Annotated in this window: 16 protein-coding genes; 2 read left to right on the top strand and 14 right to left on the bottom strand. The window is 56.7% G+C overall.

Features of this window, described 5'->3' with window-relative positions; translation table 11 throughout:
- The 6 genes from V4U88_RS25990 to V4U88_RS26015 form a co-directional block, all read right to left on the bottom strand.
- Positions 1-936, bottom strand: coding sequence for a carbohydrate ABC transporter permease (locus V4U88_RS25990; RefSeq protein WP_416367304.1), 936 nt, complete (start codon positions 934-936; stop codon positions 1-3).
- Between the two features lie 177 nt (positions 937-1,113).
- Positions 1,114-2,451 carry a response regulator gene (locus V4U88_RS25995; protein ID WP_334076099.1) on the bottom strand — a complete coding sequence of 446 codons (1,338 nt, stop codon included), beginning with the start codon at positions 2,449-2,451 and terminating at the stop codon, positions 1,114-1,116.
- A gap of 3 nt (positions 2,452-2,454) precedes the next feature.
- Positions 2,455-4,287, bottom strand: coding sequence for a sensor histidine kinase (locus V4U88_RS26000; RefSeq protein ID WP_334076100.1), 1,833 nt, complete (start codon positions 4,285-4,287; stop codon positions 2,455-2,457).
- Between the two features lie 289 nt (positions 4,288-4,576).
- On the bottom strand, positions 4,577-5,215 hold the full coding sequence (pgmB, locus tag V4U88_RS26005; RefSeq protein ID WP_334076112.1) for a beta-phosphoglucomutase: 639 nt from the start codon (positions 5,213-5,215) through the stop codon (positions 4,577-4,579).
- Positions 5,216-5,234: 19 nt separating this feature from the next.
- Complete coding sequence (locus V4U88_RS26010) at positions 5,235-7,547, bottom strand: glycoside hydrolase family 65 protein (RefSeq protein WP_334076101.1); 2,313 nt, start codon at positions 7,545-7,547, stop codon at positions 5,235-5,237.
- Positions 7,544-9,847 carry a glycoside hydrolase family 65 protein gene (locus V4U88_RS26015; protein ID WP_334076102.1) on the bottom strand — a complete coding sequence of 768 codons (2,304 nt, stop codon included), beginning with the start codon at positions 9,845-9,847 and terminating at the stop codon, positions 7,544-7,546. Before V4U88_RS26015 ends, V4U88_RS26010 begins: the two co-directional genes overlap by 4 nt.
- 344 nt (positions 9,848-10,191) lie before the next feature.
- Here V4U88_RS26015 and V4U88_RS26020 point away from each other — a divergent pair, with 344 nt between their 5' ends.
- Positions 10,192-10,968, top strand: coding sequence for a class I SAM-dependent methyltransferase (locus V4U88_RS26020; RefSeq protein ID WP_334076103.1), 777 nt, complete (start codon positions 10,192-10,194; stop codon positions 10,966-10,968).
- Between the two features lie 331 nt (positions 10,969-11,299).
- Here the strand turns inward: V4U88_RS26020 and V4U88_RS26025 are convergent, their stop codons facing one another.
- From V4U88_RS26025 to V4U88_RS26055, 7 genes are all read right to left on the bottom strand, one after another.
- Positions 11,300-11,554, bottom strand: coding sequence for a hypothetical protein (locus V4U88_RS26025; RefSeq protein ID WP_334076104.1), 255 nt, complete (start codon positions 11,552-11,554; stop codon positions 11,300-11,302).
- 54 nt (positions 11,555-11,608) lie between these two features.
- Positions 11,609-12,469: an inositol monophosphatase family protein gene (locus V4U88_RS26030; RefSeq protein ID WP_416367305.1), complete on the bottom strand. Its 861-nt coding sequence runs from the start codon at positions 12,467-12,469 to the stop codon at positions 11,609-11,611.
- 235 nt (positions 12,470-12,704) lie between these two features.
- On the bottom strand, positions 12,705-13,475 hold the full coding sequence (gene fabI / locus V4U88_RS26035; protein WP_334076105.1) for an enoyl-ACP reductase FabI: 771 nt from the start codon (positions 13,473-13,475) through the stop codon (positions 12,705-12,707).
- A 92-nt stretch (positions 13,476-13,567) separates the two neighbouring features.
- The gene (gene uvsE, locus V4U88_RS26040) at positions 13,568-14,569 is read right to left on the bottom strand and encodes a UV DNA damage repair endonuclease UvsE (RefSeq protein ID WP_334076106.1); all 1,002 of its coding nucleotides are present in this window, start codon (positions 14,567-14,569) and stop codon (positions 13,568-13,570) included.
- Positions 14,566-14,889 carry a hypothetical protein gene (locus tag V4U88_RS26045; RefSeq protein WP_334076107.1) on the bottom strand — a complete coding sequence of 108 codons (324 nt, stop codon included), beginning with the start codon at positions 14,887-14,889 and terminating at the stop codon, positions 14,566-14,568. Before V4U88_RS26045 ends, uvsE begins: the two co-directional genes overlap by 4 nt.
- A gap of 51 nt (positions 14,890-14,940) precedes the next feature.
- Entirely contained in the window at positions 14,941-16,038 is a 1,098-nt protein-coding gene (locus V4U88_RS26050; RefSeq protein WP_334076108.1) for a D-alanine--D-alanine ligase, read from the bottom strand.
- A gap of 56 nt (positions 16,039-16,094) precedes the next feature.
- Complete coding sequence (locus V4U88_RS26055) at positions 16,095-17,099, bottom strand: amidase domain-containing protein (protein ID WP_334076109.1); 1,005 nt, start codon at positions 17,097-17,099, stop codon at positions 16,095-16,097.
- 263 nt (positions 17,100-17,362) lie between these two features.
- Here V4U88_RS26055 and acnA point away from each other — a divergent pair, with 263 nt between their 5' ends.
- Positions 17,363-20,080 (top strand): aconitate hydratase AcnA, encoded by a 2,718-nt coding sequence (gene acnA, locus V4U88_RS26060; RefSeq protein ID WP_334076110.1) that lies wholly within the window; start codon positions 17,363-17,365, stop codon positions 20,078-20,080.
- Positions 20,081-20,209: 129 nt separating this feature from the next.
- Here acnA and V4U88_RS26065 read toward each other — a convergent pair.
- The coding region (locus tag V4U88_RS26065) for a transposase (protein WP_334075811.1) at positions 20,210-20,680 on the bottom strand (471 nt) is incomplete at its 5' end.

Consider the following 20,680-nt stretch of genomic DNA (forward strand, 5'->3'; position numbering starts at 1 on the left):
CTAGTACTCCTCCTTGTTCAGCTTGAATTGAACGATCCCCAGAACGGCCAGCACCAGGAACATCAGAACGCCCAGTGCCGTACCCGACCCATAATCCAGCTGAGTGAACGCGTATTTTACCGTCAGCAAGGCATAAGTGAGCGTCGCCTTATTGGGGCCGCCGTCGAGCATGGCCAGTTGGGACTGATAGGCCTGCGAAGTCCCGATCAATTGCAGGATCAGCATCAAGGCGATCAAATTGCGCATCGACGGCAGCGTAATGTACCGGATCCGGTTCCAGACCCCCGCGCCGTCGATTTCCGCCGCTTCGTACCAGTCCCGCGGAATGCTCAGCACCCCGGCCAAATAAATCAGCATCGCCGAGCCGAACTGCTGCCACGTTTCCATAAATACCAGCGAAACCATCGACCATTTCGGGTCGGAGACAAACGCGATGGGATCGGCGCCGAAAACGCCAAGCACCGCGTTGATCGGGCCGACGGGGTCGTACATCCATCTCCACAGCCCGTACAGGACGACCCCGGGCACGACGTAAGGCAGATAGGCCGCAATCCGCGCGAAGCCCTGGAAGAACTTCAGCTCCGATATAGCAATGGAAACCGCGATCGGTACCCAAAACCCGATCACCAGGCACAAAAGCATGTAATAAAGTGTATTTCTGACGGAGAGCAGCACGTCCGGATTGCTTAGTACCTTAACATAGTTGTCTAATCCGACGAAGGTGTTCCCATTGACGAAATCGATATGGTAAAAGCTGTACACCATCCCTTTCACGATCGGTACCCACAAAAACACGATAAAAATGACGATCGCCGGAACGAGGAACAAATACCCCATCATGTATTTTTTCCAGTTCGATCCACGCCGCCGTTTGGTTTGAACCGGTTTCACCTTTTCGTGAAGCCCGCTCTCCGGCGCAAAGACCGTTTCCCCCATCTGTCTCCCTCTTTTCTTCGTAGTGTCTATTGTTAGTGCGAGTTCAAAAAGTCGGGTTTTCAGCCGCTTCCTGACCTGCTTCGTGATCAAAAGACGACTTTTTGAACTACCTCTATCAATTGTAGAAAAGAGGGGTCACCGCGAACATGTCTAAAACTATGTGAAGTATGGCCGATCTTACTTCTTCAGCTCGCTGGGGCTAACGCCGAAATATTTTTTGAAAATTTTGCTGAAATGCTCCGGGGATTCGTACCCGACCCGCTCGGCGATCTCGTAACGGCGCAGATCGGTATTCAAAATGAGCGACTTGCTTTCCTCCATCCGCAGCTTGATGACGTATTCCCAAAGATTGTGGCCCGTGTTTTTCTTGAACAGGTAACTGAGGTAGTTGGGGCTGACGTGGTTTTTCTTGGCTACCTCGTGAATCGTCAAGCCTTTCTGCTTATAGTTATGTTCAATGTACTCCTTGGCGCTGTCCACGATCCGGTTGGTTTGCGTGTACAGCTCCTCCCGGGACGGGTCCTGGGCATAGTTGTGCCAGTTAAAATCCCCATAATAAAACACGTGGTAATCCCCATGCTCTCCGCTCCACAGGATCGCTTTGTCCGCCTGACGGCTCAATTCGCCAAGAAAACGGATGCCTTTCAAAATCTGGCTGATTCCGACGGTGCACAGCATTCCCAGATATTTGTGAACATGATGGTGCAGGGTACGCCCGATCATTTCGAGCTGGTTGATTTTGTTGACGCCGGGTTCGGCGTATTCCGTCTCGCTCCACTGCATAATGATGGCGATTTCCATATCCTTCACGTAAAAAGATAATGCGTTCCATTCCTGATGCAGCAGCTCCTTGACGATGTTCAGCGCGGCGTACTGCAACAGCCGGACATCCCGTTGTTTGTACTCCGTCTGTTCCTTCCCGGCGGGAAGGGCCAGCTTCAGTTTGAATACGGAAAAATAAGGCCCCGACACCCCAAGCTTCCGCGTATCGTCCGGATCGTCCGTTTCCGCGGAATCCGGGCCAAACTCGGAGGAATCCGCCAACAGGCGCTTCAGCCGCTCGATATTCTCCGGCCGGGACTCCTCCATCTGAAAATGCTCCCGGTCTCCGGACAGCCATTCCTCCATCTTAGGCACCGGCTTATCCATCTTCAGCAGCGTGTTGCGCACGGAATCGAGAAACTGCCCGCTGTTCAGCGGCTTGATCAAATAGTCCTTGGCTCCGAGCCGGATCGCCATCTGGGCGTATTGAAACGTTTCATGGGCGGAAATGATGATCGCCTGCACCCAGGGCTTGATCATTTTCGCCTGATGCATCAGCTCGATGCCGTTCATCTCACCCATTTGGATATCCGTCACGATCAGGTCGATATCCTCCATTCGGACGTAATCAAGCGCCTCATAGCCGTTATAGGCCGTCATGATTTGCCCGATCCCCAGGCCCGAGGACGTCAATAACCCCGCCAACCCTTTGCAAATGAGCGGTTCATCGTCGACAACCAGGATGTTGAACATGTTCTATTCCCCCACTTCGTTTTTCTCAGAATGCTCCGATATGCCCGGCAGCGTCACCGTCACGGCCGTTCCGCCCTCCGGACGCGCGGCGTAACTCAGGCCATATTCGGGTCCGAAATGCAGACGGATCCGCTGATGAATGTTGCGGATGCCGTATCCTACGGACGGGCTTGGGCTTTCGTCGTTCAGCAGCCTGTCGATGGCCGCGAAATCCACCGCCTTATAACCGTTGTCCTCGATGGCGATCTCCACCCGGCCCGTGTGTTCTCTGGCGCGGATGGCGATTTCGCCATCCGCGCCCATATTTTTCACGCCATGAATGATAGCGTTCTCAATTAACGGCTGGAGCGTAATTTTCGGAATCGCGCACGCGTACAGCACCGCCGGAACGTCCCAGGTTACCCGGAAGCCGTATTCGTACCGGTGCTCCTGCAGCTTGATATAGGCGGCGGCGTGCTCCAGCTCTTCCCCGAGCGTGATCAGCTCCCGTCCCCGGCTCAGGCTGATTTTCATCAGCTTGGACAGCTCCTTGATCATTTCCGCGGAGGCCGTGTTGCCCTCCATCGTGCTTTTCCAATAAATACTTTCCAGCGTGTTGTAAAGCAAATGCGGATTGATCTGCTGGTACAGAATTTGCAACTGGGCTTCCTTCTGCTTGACATCCATTTGGTATTTGTAATGCACCAGCCCGTTCAGCCGGCGCGCCATTTCATAAATGGACGATACGAGCACGCTAACCTCGTCGTTGCGGCGCCACTTCGGAGTTTCCGGCACCACCTTGCCCGGTTCGTATCTTCTGACGAAATAGACCAATTTTTGCAACGGCGTCATCAAAGCGCGCCAGAAATACAGAATCATCATCAGCCCCGCCGCAAAATAAACGAGGGAAATCAGCAGGATGATCCGCTTGATTTCGTTTTGCTGCTGAAGCAGCGCCTTGAGCGGAACTTTATAGATCAGCTTCTGCTGACGCACCGCATTATAATTTATGACATAAATAAAATCATCGGTAATAACGTCTTTTGCTCCGATCATCGAATCTTCCGCATCCGCCTCCGCATCCGCCGGCAGCTCCAGAACCCGGCCCGCTTCCGAAACGGTCGACGACGTCAGTATCCGGTTGTTCCAATCCGTGAAATAAAGCTCGCCTTCGGGGATGGAAACCGTCTGCAGGGACTCTCCGATACGCGCGTCCACGTTCGAAACGACCAGTACGCCGATCGTACCTCCCTTGGTTATGTTGTTGATCGCCCGGACGTAGGCCAGCGTATGCTGATTCTTCTGTCCCCGGGTCGGCGGCGACAAATGCTCGATTAACCGCAAATAGCCGTTCCCCTTCTTGGCGACGGCTTCATCAAACCATTCCGGTTTCTCCTCTTCGAGAAAAAAATAACTTCCCGCTTTCCTGGACTCCGGGTAGTACGGGGCAAAGGAGTACGAATTCGACGGGTCATGCACGAATAGCGAATAATAGAGCGGCGCCTGCTGATTGCTCTCCTCGGAGTAGCTGCTCAGCAGATTTTCCAGCCGTTCGTAATTTTTGACCCGTTCGAGCATGCTCTCGTCCTCGGCCGGATTCAACTGCTGCACCAGCGGATGCTGAAACACGGTCGATGTCACCTTGTTGATCGATTCGATGTCCCGGCTGATCAGTGTGAAATTTTGTTTGTTCAGCTCTATGTAGGCATTGGAAACATTGCGTTTTAAAATTTGATCCGCCCGGTAGTTGCCATAGGAGTTCAATATGAACAGAGGGACGACCAGCACCAGAAAAACCAGGATCATCTGCTGCTTCAAACTGATCTGCGTCATCGGGTTTTTAAATCCTGCATTCACCTGCGTTGCACCTCCGGTCACTTTAACTATATCAAGATTGAAAACCCACCAGGTATGCGCGTTTCTACGGAAATTGTGGCGGTTCCTAAGATTTGCGCTACCGTTTCTCTTAGTGTAGGGCATTTCCGGCGTTTTGCCAGCATCATTTTGCGGGAGGCTTGGGGCTTATTTGCCGACTTAAGGAGCGGCGTGAGGAGCTGGACGCTATAGCTATATTCGTAACTTCACGTTATAGAAAAAAGTTCCCCGATCCGAAATGCCAGATCGGGGAACTTTTCCAGTTCATCCGTTATTTTTGCACCAGCTCATGTAAGCCACTGACGATAAGGTCGGCCCCTGCCAGGATGTGCGGGCTGCCGATGCCGACAACGCGGCAATCGGCGGCTTTGCCCGCCTGCACGCCCGCCTCCGCGTCCTCGAACACGACGCACTCGGACGGCGGCAGGCCAAGCGCCGCGCTGGCGGCAAGGAACACCTCGGGATCCGGCTTCGCCTGGGACACCTTGGTGCCGTCGATCACCGCGTCGAACAGCTCCGCGATGCCGAGCCTGGACAAAATGAACTCTGCGTTTTTGCTCGCCGAGCCCAGGGCAATCTTCACGCCCCGGCTGCGCAGCTGCAGCAGATAATCCTTGGCCCCCGGCAATATTTCCGACGGCTCCAGCTTCGATATATAGTCGACGTATTCGCGGTTTTTGACCGCGGCCATCTCCTCGCGCTCTTCCTCCGTCGCTTCCACGCCGCCCACCTCAAGCAGGATGCAGAGCGACTCCATGCGGCTGACGCCTTTCAACCGTTCATTATCGGCTTCGGTAAACTCGAAGCCGAGCCGGCGCGCCAGCGAACGCCAGGCCAAATAGTGGTATTTGGCCGTGTCGACGATCACGCCGTCGAGGTCGAAAATCGCGCCTTTCATCGTTTCCAGCATGATTCCATTCTCCCTTTGATTATATCGTTGACACATGGATTTCTTGGCCCGGTGCCACGGCAAACTCCCGTCCGCCCGCCGCAATCGGCAGCGGCTCCGGATTACCCGCTTCCGCCGAAATCACGAGCGCTTCCCGTTCGACGCGAATCCGATACGCGCCTTGGCGGAGGCGGACCGGGAACTCCACAGCCCGCCAGGAGGAAGGCAGAGCCGGCTTCAGCGTAGCCTTGCCGCCGTCGTATCGCAGCCCCGCGAAGCCCAGCACGGCGGCCATCCAGGCCCCTCCGTTCGCGGCCGGATGGGTGCCGCCGATATACAGGTCTCCGACGTATTGCTTGGATTCGCCGGTCAAGTCGATCGTCGCCGTCCGCATAAAATACGGATACGCCCAATCCGGCGAACCGATATCGGCCGCCACCAGCGCATAAATGCACGAGCTTAAACTCGACCCGTGCTCGGTGCGCGGTTCGTAATACGCCCAGTTGGCTTTTTTGACGGCCGGGTCGAAGCTGTCCTTGAACAAATGCAGCATCAGCACCACGTCGGCCTGCTTTAATATTTGCGTCGTCGTCGCCAGGCCGTTCCCGCCCCCCAGATATTCGTGCGGATTCAGCATCCTCGATTTTAGCTCCGCTAAGGAAACGTCCCCCAACGCATAATACCCGTCGAACTGCTCGATCAGCCCGCTTCCGGCATCCGGCTCCGGCACATACAAACGGTCATGCATGTCGCGGATCTGTTCCGGCCGGACGGAGCTGCCCGCAAGCAGCGCCTCATGCCGATGCGGTTCGCGGTCTCTCAGCAGATCGAGCGCATCAAGCGCGATGCGGAGGCACGCTTTGACCATCCGGTTCGTGAACGCGTTGTTGTTCACCCGCTCATGGTACTCGTCGGGCCCGGTGACGTCGAGGATTTCATAGCGCTTTTTTCGCGGATTGTAATAACCGTACGAGTAAAAAAACACTGCGCAATCCCACACCGCTTCGGCTCCCCCGTCCAGCAGAATGCTTTCGTCTCCGGTAAACGCGTAGTACTGCCAGATGCCGTACGCTACATCCGCGCTGATATGCACCTGCTTGTCGCGGAAATAGGTGCGCATCGGACGGCCGGTAAACACGTCATTCACGTTGAACAGCGTGCAGGCGTCATCCCCGGTCTCCTGGCTTTCCCAGGCATAAAACGCGCCTTCGTAGCCGTACTCCGCCGCTTTGCGCCGCGCCCCGTTCAGCGTATGCACCCGGTACATCATCAGGTTCCGCGCCACCTCCGGCCGGGTGTACAGGAAGAACGGCAGCATGAACATTTCCGTATCCCAGAACACCGCTCCTTTATAAACCTGGCCGGACAACCCGCGGGCCGGAATCGACACTTTCTCCGAGCGGTCCGGCGCGATGATGTGCAGGTGATACATGCTGTAGCGGAGCGCCAGCTGGGCTTCGTCGTCGCCCTCGATCACGATGTCCGTCGCCCCCCACTTACGCTCCCACCGCTCGGCATGCTCGCGCAGCAGCCGGTCGTAACCCAGCCCGCGCGCTTCCCGGCTGGACTCGGCCGCCGCCAAACGCGGATCGTCAGCCTCGTCCAAGCCGGTAAACACGGATACGTATTTCGACCAGGCATAGGTAGTCCCGGCGCGGCAGTTTAAGCGGATTTTGCGCTGGATCGAAGTTGCCCCGCGAAGAAGCTGCCGCTCCCCGAACCCGCCGTCCACCGCTTCGGCCACGGAAACCGGCACATTCAATTCATGTGTCCATCCGGTGAGCGTCAGCACGTCCCCGGCCCGATCCTCATCGCCCCCGTTTTCCAGGCGCTCCAAATGCGGGCCGTTGATGTCCCAGACGTCGCCGTCGATGCCCGTGACGATCGTAAGTTCGCCGTTCCGGCTGCTCTCCACGGAAATCCGGTTTACGATCAGATGCGGCCGGGCCGCGCTGCAAAACCGCTCGGAGGTGACCGTCACCTGCGCTTCCCCCGCTGTGCGGTACACCGTCCGCCGCCGGTGAACCGCATGGCGGAGATCCAGCGACTGCTCGTGTTCGAGCCGTTCAGGGTCGGAGTCGCCGACTTCGGTCGCGCGATTGCTCAGCACGCTGAGCGGCGTCCCGTCCCAATACAGCGACATCGCCAGCCCGTTCGGCGCATTCACCGGCTCGCGCCACTTGTCCCCGACCTTGTCGTACAGCCCGGCGACGATCGTCGCCGTCAGCTCGTGTTTGCCGAACTCCTCGAGCGTTCCGCGATATCCCAAAACCCCATTGCCGATCATGAACTTGTTGCCGTTCGACGTGATCCGGTCTCGGTCGAATCCGCTTTCCTTTATGATCCAGCTCATCGCACGGCCGCCTTCCGCAGCGGCACCCGGATGCCCGCTTCATCAACGCGGCAAATCTCCCCGTAGACCGTCATTTCCACCTCACCGCCGGACGCCGCCCGGATGGAAACCTGCTCCTGATCCACCTCGACGAACACCTTTGCCCCCTGGTACGTGATGCGGAACCGGTAGCTGTCCCATCGTTCCGGAATGCCCGGATTCAGTACGAGCCGCTCCCCGTCCGAGCGCATCCCGCCGAACCCGTAGACGATGTTCATCCAGGCTGCGGCGATCGAGGTCGTGTGCAGACCCTCCCGCGTGTTGCGGTTGTAATTGTCCAGATCAAGGCGGGTGGCGAATTCAAAAAACTTGTACGCTTCCTCCGAACGCCCGATTTCCTCCGCCAAAATCGAATGGATCGACGGCGAAAGCGACGACTCGTGAATGCAGCGCGGTTCGTAGTAGTCATAGTTCGCCCGCTTTTCCTCCGCCGTAAACTCGCCGCTGTACAAGAACATAAACATCAGCACGTCCGGCTGCTTGATCATGTCGTACCGGTACAGCCGGTCGTACGACCAATGCGAATACAGCGGAAACTCCGTGACCGGGATGGCCTGGATATCAAGATGCGGCAGATCGAAAAAACCGTCATGCTCCTCGTAGATCCCCGTCCGCTCATCCCGGGGGATTTTCATATGCCGGGCTTTGCTCCGCCAGTCGTCCCTCTCTTCCGCCGTCAAGCCAAGCCGGGCCGCCAGCTCGCCGTAAGCCGCCGGAGACACACTTTGCAGATCGTCCAGCACCTCCAGCGTGTATTCGAACAGTTTTTGGGCCATGAAATTGATGTAGCAATTGTTGTTGACCATCAGTTGGAACTCATCCGGGCCCATGACGCCGAAGTAACCGAATTGCCTGGTCTTTTGCCCCCACTGCCCCCGCGTGGCGTAAAATCGGCTGATTTGAATCAGCATTTCCGCACCTTTTTCAAACAAAAACGCCCTGTCTCCCGTCATGCTCACGTAATGGCGCAGCCCGTACGCCACCGCCGTGCCGACATGCAACTGCAGGTTGGAATGCTGCCACAGGTCGCAGCTCTCGGTGCCGTCGATCGTGGCGATCGGATAAAACGCCCCTTCGCAGTCCAGCTCCTTCGCCCGTTCCAGCGCCTCGGGGAGCGTTTTGTAGCGGAATTCGAGCAAGCTTTTGGCCGCCTTCGGGTTATTGAAAATATAAAACGGCAGGCAGTATGATTCCGTATCCCAAAAAGCCAGCCCCCGGTAGGCCTCCCCGGTCAGGCCTTTCGCTCCGATGTTGAACCCGGGATTGTCCCCGTGGTAAGTCTGATATAGCTGAAAAATACAAAAGCGGATGCCCTGCTGATTCTCCGGGTCCCCTTCGATCGCGATATCCGAATCCGCCCATACCCGGGCCCAGTACGCCCGCTGCCCGGCGGCCGCCGTGTCATACCCGTCCCGCGTGTACCGTACCGCCTGGTCCATTCCCGTTTGCCAAAGCGCATCGTCCGTGATGGAGCGGTCTTTTTCGGCGACATTGACGACGAGTTTGTCCAGCACCGTCCGCGCGCCTTGCGTAAGCTTCAGCGCCAGATCCCGGCCGATAAACCGGCCCCCCCGGGCCGGCCTGTTCTCCAGCGCATCCGGTGCCTCGATGCGAAATGCGGAGAACAGACGGTTGCCGGTATTTGCCGTTTGCCCGAGCATCCCCACGATCCCGCCTTCTTCCCCCTGCTTTAGCGTTTCCCAATAGCTGTGCTGACGGTCCTCATGGATCACGGCAAAATCCAGCCCCGTCCGTACGTTCACCGTACCGGAAAAGTTTAGCGGCTCAAACGTGATCCGCTGGCAGCCGAGATAGCTTACCTTCATGCTGACCAGTCGCTCGAAGGAGAGCTTCAAATCTTTTCCCCCGGCCAGATGCCAGACGAATTCCCGGGTATAAATCCCGGTTCGGAAATCCAATTCTCTGCGAAACCCGCTAAACCGGCTCTCCGCCAAATCCAGCGGTTCCCCGTCCAGCTCAATCCGCGTATGCAGCCAATCCACCGCGTTCACCATAAAACGCAGCGATTTGATAATCCCTTTGTAATGGGCCGTGACCGGGCTCTCCTCGAACAGTCCGTTAAAATAGCTGCCCAGCAGGGAGTCCCCGCCGTATCCTTCCTCCGGATATCCCCTGACCCCCATATATTCGTTTCCCAGTGAAAAAATAGATTCGGACACCCGGTTCCGACCCCGGTCAAAACCTTCCTCCACAACCTTCCATGGATCAATGTGCAAATATCTGTCCGCGATTTTCGGCATGCTCCGTCCTCTCTTTCTGTATAATTCGCATGATCGTGCGATAGATAGCGCGCCTAATAACGCGTCTTGCCGCGCGCTTGCCCGCGGTCCTTCGCGAACCGCCGCTTTCCGCGTCATAGATCGACGGACGCCTCAAGGCCGCTTCCTCTCATCCAGCTTAGCGGAACAGCCATCTTCGCCAAATGTCCATGTCTAATGAGCTTATGTGCGATTATACGGAGTTGGATCGGAACTCTTCGTTTAATAGGAATAACCTATAAACACAATATGTATTATATATTTCCACAATTGAGCCGCATGCTGCATAATAAACCCAACAACCTATCCGACAGGGGGATAAAAGAATGAGCGGAAATCAAGTTTGGCAGCCGGGCATGTATGATGACAAGTTAGGTTTTGTCTCGGCGTATGGGAAGGGCGTCGTCGAGCTGTTGCATCCCCAAAAAGGGGAGCGAATTCTGGACCTGGGGTGCGGAACGGGGGACCTGACGCAGCAAATCGCCGATGCGGGAGCCGATGTGAGCGGCATGGATTTGTCGGCGCCGATGATCGAGCAGGCGCGGCAAAAATATCCCGGCCTCGACTTCCGGGTCGGAGACGCCGAAAGCTTTCGGCTCCCCGAACCGGTGGACGCCGTGTTCTCCAATGCGGCTCTGCACTGGATGAAGGACGCCGGGGCGGTTGCCGATTCCGTCCGGAACGCGCTCAAACCCGGCGGCCGCTTCGTGGCCGAATTCGGCGGCAAGGGCAATGTCCTGGCGATTGTCCAATGCCTGGCGGAGGTGCTGCGAAGCGATTACGGCTTGGATGTCGGCCCGCTGAACCCCTGGTACTTCCCCAGCCTCGGCGAGTACAGCGCTTTGTTGGAAGAAGCCGGCTTCCGCGTCACCTTTGCGGCGCATTTTGACCGCCCCACCTTGCTCGGCGAAAACCGGGAAGGCCTGTTCCATTGGCTGGACGGGTTTGCGGCCGGCCCTTTCTTGTCCGGCTTCGGGCAAGCGGAGAAGAAGGAAATCTTTCAGAAAGTCGCCGATTTAGCCGAAGAGCAGCTTTACCGGGACGGCTCCTGGTATGCGGATTATGTGAGGCTCCGGATTGTAGCCGTCAAGCCGTCCGGTTGACGGACATTCGGAAGTTGCAGATAACTGCGGACCCTGTTTACTTGCTTGTCAGGCTAGAGCGTGAAATGTTTAACGGGAAAACCTCCCGCTAAAATTGCCCTTCTTGGCCCTAGGATCCAAATTAGCTGGAAAAGCTCCATCTATTTTACGGCCCACCCGCCGATATCGGCAATTTCAGGCGAATTAGCGGGAGGTTTTCCAGGTAACTCTCTCCCCAGCCGTATAGGGACCTAATTAACGGGAGGAATTCCCGTTAATTGATCCAAGGTTAAAGAAAACACCCCGAATCAAATCGGGGTGTTCCTTCGGCGGATATCCAATTCAGGCGGATCTACTTCTCCCCCTGCTCCTTATCCGCTTGCTCCACTTTCCTCATATATTCGTCATATCGCCCGTCTACTTCCTTGGCCATACTCCGGTACTTTCGCGTTTCCTCCACAATCGGGTCTAAATTCGTCTGGACGCGAATCTCGTATCTGGGCGACAACCTTCTCCGCTCTTCCCTTTTGCGTTCTTCCTCGCTCCCGATTTCCTGTTCCGTCAGCATCTCGCTAAGCTCTCTTTCCAGTTCTTTGTTATCGCTCATCAGATGACACTCCTTCCGGAAAATAGAGTATAGAGTATGGGAACCGGGGTTCTTCTACAATCCCGTTGCCCCCGCAGCCGAAACGACATCAAGCAGCTGCTGCTGAATTTTACCGTTGCTGGCGATCAGATTGCGGACTCCAATGTCATAAGGGTTGCCCGCGGTATCCGTCACTATTCCTCCCGACTCCACGACGAGCAGCGCGCCGGCCGCCGTATCCCAGGCGTTGAGGTTTACTTCGTAATAGCCGCTGAGCCGGCCGGCCGCGACATAAGCCAGATGAAGCGCGGCCGAACCGCCGGCCCGCAGGCTCCGGGCCCTGTCGGCCAAAGCGGTGATGCCCTTCAGATTGATAGGAGCGGCCACCTCGCGGTCCGGATTAAAGCCGATCGCAATCACGCTGTCCGCCAGGAGCGCCTCCTCCGAGACCCGCGTCGGATTTCCGTGCATATAAGCGCCCTTGCCCTTTTCCGCTACGAACATCTCATCCCGCATAGGGTCGTAAATCACCCCGATGATGACATCCCCCTTATAAGCCAACGCGATGGATACGCAAAAAAACGGAAATCCGTGCACGAAGTTGGTCGTACCGTCCACAGGATCGATAATCCATAAGTACTCGGATTGCTTCGCTTCCGCCACTGCGGCTGCCGAAGCTTCCGCTCCGGGGGCCACGCCTTCTTCCCCCAAAATGTCATGATCCGGGAAATGGGTCAGGATCAGCTTGCGGATCATCGTCTCCGCGCCCTTGTCCACATCGGTGACCAAATCCTGCGGAGAACACTTCGTGCTCAGATCCTTGACCATGCCGACCCGGCTTTTGATCCATTCCCCCGCTTTCGCGGCGCAATTGATCGCCACCGCCATCGGACTTTTGCTGCCTACAACATAAGGAATACTAGGTTTGGATTCCAATGGTTTCACACTACTTTCTTCAATAATCTATAAACCGGTGCAACTTCTCTATGAATCTTCTAAAATTTCCCTTTTTAAAATCATACGCCGGCAAGGTGGCAAAGTTGCGCCTTTTTAGACCTTCCCTTCACAAAAGGGCAACCTGTCCGAAGCGGCTTCCATTATATAAAAAGTCCGCCCCGGCATGGCTGGCCTCAGCCGCCCGGAAACGAACTTCTTGTCTTCAAAGTCTCAGTTAAGCCCCTACGATATTATACCCGCCGTCGACATAAATCACTTCACCGGTTATACCGCGGGACAAGTGGCTGACCAGGAACATGGCGGTATCGCCCACCTCTGCCACATCCGTCGTTTTGCGCAGCGGCGCCTTCTCTTCCACCTGTTTCAAAATTGAGTTGAAATCGCTGATGCCTTTCGCCGCCAGCGTGCGGATCGGCCCCGCGGAAATCGCATTGACCCGAATATTGCGGGGGCCCAGGTCGTTGGCCAAATAGCGGACGGAGGATTCCAAAGCCGCCTTTGCGACGCCCATGACATTATAGTTGCGCATGACGCGCTCCGCACCCATATAGGTCATCGTCATAATGCTCCCGCCTTCGGTCATGAGCGGAGACAAGCGCTTCGACACGGCGACCAGCGAATAGACGCTGATATCGTTGGCGAGGGCGAACCCTTCGCGCGAAGTATCCTGAAACTCGCCCGCCAAATCTTCCGCTTTGGCGAACGCAATGCTGTGAACCAAACCGTGCAGTACGCCAAATTCCGTCCGCAGCGCATCCGCGAGTTTATCGATATCTTCGTCGACCGTCACGTTGCAGGGAAGGATGAGCGAATTCGGTATACTTTCCGCCAGCTTGCGCACCCGTCCTTCCACGCGTTCGCTCTCGTATGTAAAAGCGAGGCGAGCTCCCTGCTCCGCCAGGCTCTGGGCGATCGCCCAGGCAATACTGCGGTCATTGGCCACGCCCATGACGACGATATTTTTTCCTGCCAATAATTCTCCCATGAATGAAAGACCTCCTCATCAAAATACGACCGGCTTCTTTGTGTTCAACTTACCTTATTTCCCCGACAATTTCAAGGCCGCAAGCCAAAGACTTACGGCCTGATCCGTACGCTGGCTCCATCCAGAATTTCCACCCCGTCGCCTTCATGACGGGCCAGATCCTCCATGAGAGCGAACAGAGCCCCATCCTTGAGCTTTGCTTCGAGCATCACGTCGACGCGGTCCGTCCCTCTGGCGATCCTGCGCAGGAAATCAAGCAGCGGCCCGGCAATCACATGGTCCGCGTGTCCCCGCGGATCGTTCGCGCTCTTGGGGCTGGAGGCATGAATCTTCGGCGGCAGCGGATCGTCCGCGGGCGAGCCTGCCTGCGCGTAAGAGCTTGTCCAGGACTGCTTGATTCGCGGCCACAGCTCCGCTGGGTCTTCCCCCTCGTTGTTCACCCACTGGTGGTGAATATCCAGAACCATCGGCAAATTCAGAGCTTCCGCTATTTCAAGCGTCTCCCGGGCGTTGAAAGTCTTGTCGTCGTTTTCGAGCGTCAGCCTTTCCTTCATCCGGTCCGGCAGAGCCGCCGCATTCTCTTTGAACCGTTCACCCGCGGACAGCTTGTCCCCGTAAGCGCCCCCGACGTGAATATTGTTCTTCGCCCGCCCGTCCAGACCCATCGCCTCCAGCATGCCGACGTGGTACTCCATATCGCGGAGCGAGCTTGCCAGCACTTCCGGCCGGGGGGTGCTGAACACCGTGAAATGATCGGGGTGAAAAGAGGCGCGTATGCCGTGCTTTTTTACGAAATCCCCAACCTCGGCAAAGGATTTCCCCAAAGCCCGAAAAGGGTCCCAATCCGCAAGAGCCTCGTGGGTCGCCAGCGGAATAAGCTTGGAGGAGAAGCGGTAGACCTTGATATCGTGGGCCACGTTATGACGAAGAAGCCGCAGCGTATTGTGCAGATTCTCCGCGGCAATCGACTCCAGCCTGCGCACGGCGGCCTCACGGTCCGTCAGATTGCTGAACGTTTTGAACGTCATCGTCTTGGAGGGAGAAGCATTCGCTACGACCGTGGACATCGCGACATAACCGAACCGTACGATCACTTCGCTCCGGCTTCCCCGAAAAACATTTCGTAAGCCAGCGCCGTTTGCACGGCGGACTCTTCCTCGGTCAGCGGCCGGATGAGCTGCAGCTCCACCGACGTAACCTCTTCCCCGTTGAAATTGATCTCGGCCACGCAGGCCGTAATCTTGACGATCGCCACCGCCTTGTTGTCGGGGGCGTAGGCAATCACCTTTTGCCCGGTCGGAAATACGCGCAGACCTTGCTTCAGCATTTTGCCCCGGCCATATTCCAGCAGTTCGTATAACTCCTGCTCGCTCTTAAACTTGCATACCGAGTTAAATTCCGTTTGAAAACCCATCGTCTCTTCATCCTTTCGTCTTGGAGTCTGACGTGGTGATTTTTCTTCCGCCTATACGACCCCGTTCTCGAAGTCGAGGCTTTGCCGCGATTCGTACCGCTCCAGCGCAAGCCCGATCAAGCGGTCAAGCAGCGCTTCATAGGATACGCCGGTTTCGCGCCAAAGCAGCGGATACATGCTGAACGGGGTAAACCCGGGCATCGTATTCACTTCATTGATCAAAAGCTTATTGTCGGACTTTCTCAGGAAGAAATCCGCCCGGCACAGCCCGTTACCGGCGATCGCCTTGAACGCCTTGACCGCGAGATCGCGGACGAGTTCCGCAATCTCCGTATCCAATGGGGCGGGAATCAGCATCTGCGATTTGCCGTCCAGATACTTCGCCTGGTAATCGTAGTATTCGCCCGAGGAGACGATTTCGCCCGGTACGGAAGCGAGCGGCTCGTCATTGCCGAGCACGCCGACCTCCACCTCGCGGGCATCCACGAACTCTTCGACGATCACTTTCACGTCATAACGGAAGGCGTTCGCAATGGCCCCCATCAGCTCTTCCCGCGATCTTGCCTTGGAGATCCCTACGCTGGACCCGAGATTTGCCGGCTTGATGAAGCACGGGTATCCCAGTTTCTCTTCCATGCCCTGCAGGAGGACATGACTGCTGCGCTCCCATTCGGAAGCGGTAAAATAGCAGTACTTACACTGCTCCAGGCCCGCCTTGGCGAACAGCTTCTTCATGATGACTTTGTCCATCCCCGCCGCCGAGGCCAGCACGCCGGCGCCGACATACGGCAGGTTCGCCATTTCGAACAACCCCTGAATCGTACCGTCTTCCCCGTTCGTCCCGTGCAGCAGCGGAAAAGCGACGTCGATCGCCGGCTTGCCCGTGGCCAGACCGTTAAACAATAAATTGATCGCTTCCGCCGTACTCCCGGTAGCCTGTTCAAGCTTCAACTCTTCGAGCGCGGTAAAAGGAGCGTTCAGCTTACCGCCGACCCTCCACTCGCCCCGCTTTGTAATATAAAAAGGAAGCAATTCGTATTTCGCGTAATCAAACGCTTTGGAAACCGCAAACGCCGTTTGCAGCGAAACCTCATGCTCTCCCGATTTTCCGCCGTAAATCAGCCCTACGGTCAATTTTTCCTGTCCCATGTGCAACCTCTTTTCGAATATTAGGTAAGGGTCGTTTACCTCACCCCTTAGTATGGTCAGAACCTGTCGGCAATATGGAAAAAACGATAAACGGTATTCTCGGTCCAGGCGTAGGAATCCCGGTAATCCCAGTACCTGTGCTTGCTCGGCACGGTATGGGCGTTCACCAGCGGCATTCCTCCCGCATCAAAGGCGGTGACGATGGTGCTGTGCTGATAAGCCCCGTTGCCGTCCCAATCGTAGATGATCACATCGCCAAGCTGAAGCTGCTCCGGCCTGCTTACGAGCTCCGCACGAAGTCCGGTGTCGCTGTTCGCCAAATAACGTTCCAGGGCATTCGCTACTGACCAACTGTAGCTCCAGGCTTCCCGGCCCCCAAGATATCCCTTGTACCACCAGCCCGATTCTCTTTTTCCAGTATAGTTTATCGGGGCTCCGCCTGCAAAGAGGCACTGGGAGATATAGTTGGTGCAATCCACTTCGAATGCGGCAAATTCGGGGTTAAAGCTGTCCCACCACCGGTCCGCATACAAAACCGCGTCTTCACGCCGGTAAGGATTGCTTCGCAGCCCCCCGCCGCCAAGGACTTCCCGGTTTAAAAACGGTCTTGGCGAACGGCCTGCGCCACCCTGCTGACGGGAGTTCTCCTCGCCGGGAAGAACCGTTGGTGCGCTCCGTTCGGGCACGGGTTGAATGACCCGTGTTATGCTCCAGCCTTCCCCTTCGCGCTGTAGGGTTAGGCGCTGCTTGACAATCCGCTCCTCCTGGTGGCGGGCCCCGCCTTTTTCGTAATCCATTTTGCGGGCCAGGAGCAATTCCACTTCCATCTCTCCCTCGCGCCGCTCGATTTCCCGAAGCAGCCTGGCCCGGGTTTCGCACCTGAGCGGGACGGCTCCGCGCTCCCGGTACCATTCATCCAGCTTGCGCTTTTGCTCCCCGCGGCGAAGCAAATAATCCAGGTCCGTAATCAAGGTGTTGTCCGCCCGCACCCGGTAATCCACCACATCCTGGTTGCTCTGATTGACATATAGGGACAACGTTTTTTTCCAATCCTCCGCCATGGTCCGGTCTCCTCCTCGATCTATTGCTTTCAAGCACAAACTCCCTCGTCCTTCATCCTGTTACCCTTGAATTCCCATTACGAGAAGTATATGACCCCCCGGGGCCGAGTATGTGCTGAAAGCCTATTCAGGCGCGCCGCAACGCCAAACAAGCGGCTCGAATGGCAACAAAAAGTTCTTTACTCACCGCCGGGAGGACAGTATACTTAATATAAGAGGTTTTTGAAATAGTGTTTCATCTAGTGAAACAAGGAGGTTCATCCATGTCAAAGAACGATTTTTTCTCCAGCAGCCGGACGCTTGAGGTCGGTGGCAAGAGCTACCGTTACTATGACCTGCAAGCGCTGGAGCAGCAAGGACTGGGGAAAATCAGTAAACTGCCGTTTTCCATTAAAGTGCTGCTCGAAGCAGCCGTCCGTCAGTTTGACGGAAGAGCCATCACGGAAGAGCATGTTAAGCAGATCGCCGGCTGGAGCGAGGGCAGGGATGAGAACAAGGAAATTCCTTTCATTCCCGCCCGCATCGTCCTGCAGGACTTCACCGGAGTTCCGGTCGTTGTCGATCTCGCCGCCATGCGCGATACCGTGAAGAAAGCCGGCGGGGATCCGAAGCAGATCAACCCGCTCGTTCCCGTGGACCTGGTTATCGACCACTCGGTTATGGTCGATGCCTTCGGAACGCCGGAAGCGCTGGAATACAATATGAACGTCGAATTTGAACGCAATGAGGAACGTTACCGGTTTTTGCGCTGGGCGCAAACCGCCTTCAACAACTTCCGCGCCGTGCCGCCGGCAACCGGGATCGTGCACCAGGTTAACCTGGAGTATCTCGCTTCCGTGGCGGCGACCAAAACGGTTGACGGCGAAACAGTCGTCTTCCCGGATTCTCTCGTCGGAACGGACTCCCACACGACCATGATCAACGGCCTCGGCGTCGTTGGCTGGGGCGTCGGGGGCATCGAAGCCGAAGCCGGCATGCTGGGGCAGCCGCTGTATTTCGTCACGCCGGAAGTCATCGGCTTCAAGTTGACCGGCAGCCTGACGGAAGGCGCTACGGCGACCGACCTCGCTCTTACCGTTACGCAAATGCTGCGTAAAAAGGGCGTCGTCGGCAAATTCGTCGAGTTCTACGGACCGGGTCTGGCCAACATCAGCCTGGCTGACCGTGCGACGGTAGCCAACATGGCGCCGGAATACGGCGCGACGATCGGTTATTTCCCTGTCGATCAGGAGACGCTGGCTTACCTGCGCAGCACGGGACGCTCCGAAGAGCAAATCGCGCTGGTTGAAGCTTACTATAAAGCCCAAGGCATGTTCCGTACGAGCGAAACCGAGGATCCGGAATTCACCGACCTCATCGAGCTGGATCTGGCCTCCGTCGTACCGAGCTTGGCCGGACCGAAGCGGCCGCAGGACCGGATCGAGCTGACCGAGATGAAGGACAGCTTCAACAGCATCATTCGCACGCCGGTGGACAAGGGCGGATACGGATTGAGCGACGAGAAAATCGCGCAGAAAGTTCCCGTCAAGCATCCGAGCGGCGAGACCAGCGTGCTGTCGACGGGGGCCGTTGTCATAGCGGCGATCACGAGCTGCACGAACACCTCGAACCCGAGCGTGATGCTGGGAGCCGGCCTGCTGGCGAAAAAAGCCGTGGAACGCGGCCTCAAGAAGCCGGGCTACGTCAAGAGCAGCTTGACGCCAGGCTCCCTGGTCGTCACCGAGTACCTGGCGAAGGCCGGGCTCATCGAGCCGCTGGAAGCGCTCGGGTTCCACGTGGCCGGCTACGGCTGCGCCACCTGTATCGGTAACTCCGGCCCACTGCCGGACGAAGTCGGCGCGGCGATCGCCGAAAACGATATGACCGTGGCGGCCGTCCTGTCCGGGAACCGCAACTTTGAAGGCCGCGTTCATGCGCAGGTCAAAGCGAACTATCTCGCTTCGCCGCCGCTCGTTGTGGCCTACGCCCTGGCCGGTACGGTCAATATCGACCTGCAGAACGATCCGCTGGGCTATGACCAGAACGATCAGCCGGTATACCTGAAGGACATCTGGCCTTCTTCCGCGGAAATCAAGGAAGCGATCGGCCTGTCCGTCAGTCCGGAAATGTTCCGCGCCAAATACAAGAACGTATTTACGCAGAACGAGCGCTGGAACGCCATTCCGGTACCGGAAGGCGAACTGTACGAATGGGACGGGAAATCAACGTACATTCAGAATCCGCCATTCTTTGAGAAGCTCGGAGACGGCCTGCAGGATATCGCCGATATCCGCAGTGCGCGCGTGCTTGCCCTGCTCGGCGATTCCGTCACGACGGACCACATCTCGCCGGCAGGCAACATCTCGCCGACCAGCCCGGCCGGCATCTACCTGAGCGACCGCGGTGTCGCCCGCAAGGACTTCAACTCCTACGGCTCCCGCCGGGGGAATCATGAAGTCATGATGCGCGGCACGTTCGCGAACATCCGGATCCGCAACCAGGTGGCTCCGGGAACGGAAGGCGGCGTGACGAAGCATCTGCCTTCGGATAGCGTCATGTCCATCTATGACGCTTCGATGAACTATCAGGCGGACGGGCAGAACCTGGTCGTGATCGCCGGCAAAGAATACGGCACCGGCAGTTCCCGCGACTGGGCGGCCAAAGGCACCTACCTGCTCGGCGTCAAAGCCGTCATCGCCGAAAGCTTCGAGCGGATTCACCGCAGCAACCTGGTCGGCATGGGCGTGCTGCCGCTGCAGTTCCAGGAAGGCCACGGCTGGAAGACGCTTGGCATCGACGGAACGGAAGTGTTCGATATCGTCGGCCTCAGCAATGAAGTGAAGCCGGGCCAGCAACTCACCGTGATCGCTACGCGCCAAGACGGCACGCAGTTCGAATTCCCGGTCACCGCGCGGCTGGACAGCATGGTGGATGTAGACTACTACCATAACGGCGGCATCCTGCAAACCGTATTGCGGCAGATGATTCAAGCAAATAACTAAGCCGCGGACCGAGGTTCGCACCGCTCCTGGATTCTCTTCTCTTTGCAACCCGAAAGAGGCTGTCCCAAAAGTAAACTTTGGAACACCCTCTCCAACAAAATAGGATGATATTTGTAAAAAAAGAAGGAGCTAAGCGGGCTGTTTTCGCTTAGCTCCTTCTTTTTTGGAGTCTACGGCGGCTTTCTTAAGCAAATTGTGGGCAAGGGAAAGCCAGCCGACCTCCAGACTTACTTTTTGTAAGCCTCGAAGCAGAAACCTTTTAAAGCCTCGGTTGTTCTTCATATCGCCAAACACAGGTTCCGGCTCGATCATGCGCCTTACGGCCAAGGCATAACCTTCTTCACTGCGGAGTTTTTGCCTTGCCTGGCTCTTTAACCGCAAATACTTCATACTAACTTTGATCTCACGATCACCCTGGGCTTGTGTACACTGCGGCTTTAACGGACAACCCTCGCAGCCGGAGCTTCGGTAATGTCGGTATTCGATTTCATACCCACTTTCTGTTTTCTCCTTACTCCCTCTCCGGAAATGGAGCGTTTGCCCAGCCGTGCATGTCCATGTATCTTGTTCGCTGTTATAGGTCCAATTGTCGATTTTACT

Source organism: Paenibacillus sp. A14 (assembly GCF_036864815.1).
GTDB lineage: Bacteria > Bacillota > Bacilli > Paenibacillales > Paenibacillaceae > Fontibacillus > Fontibacillus sanfengchensis.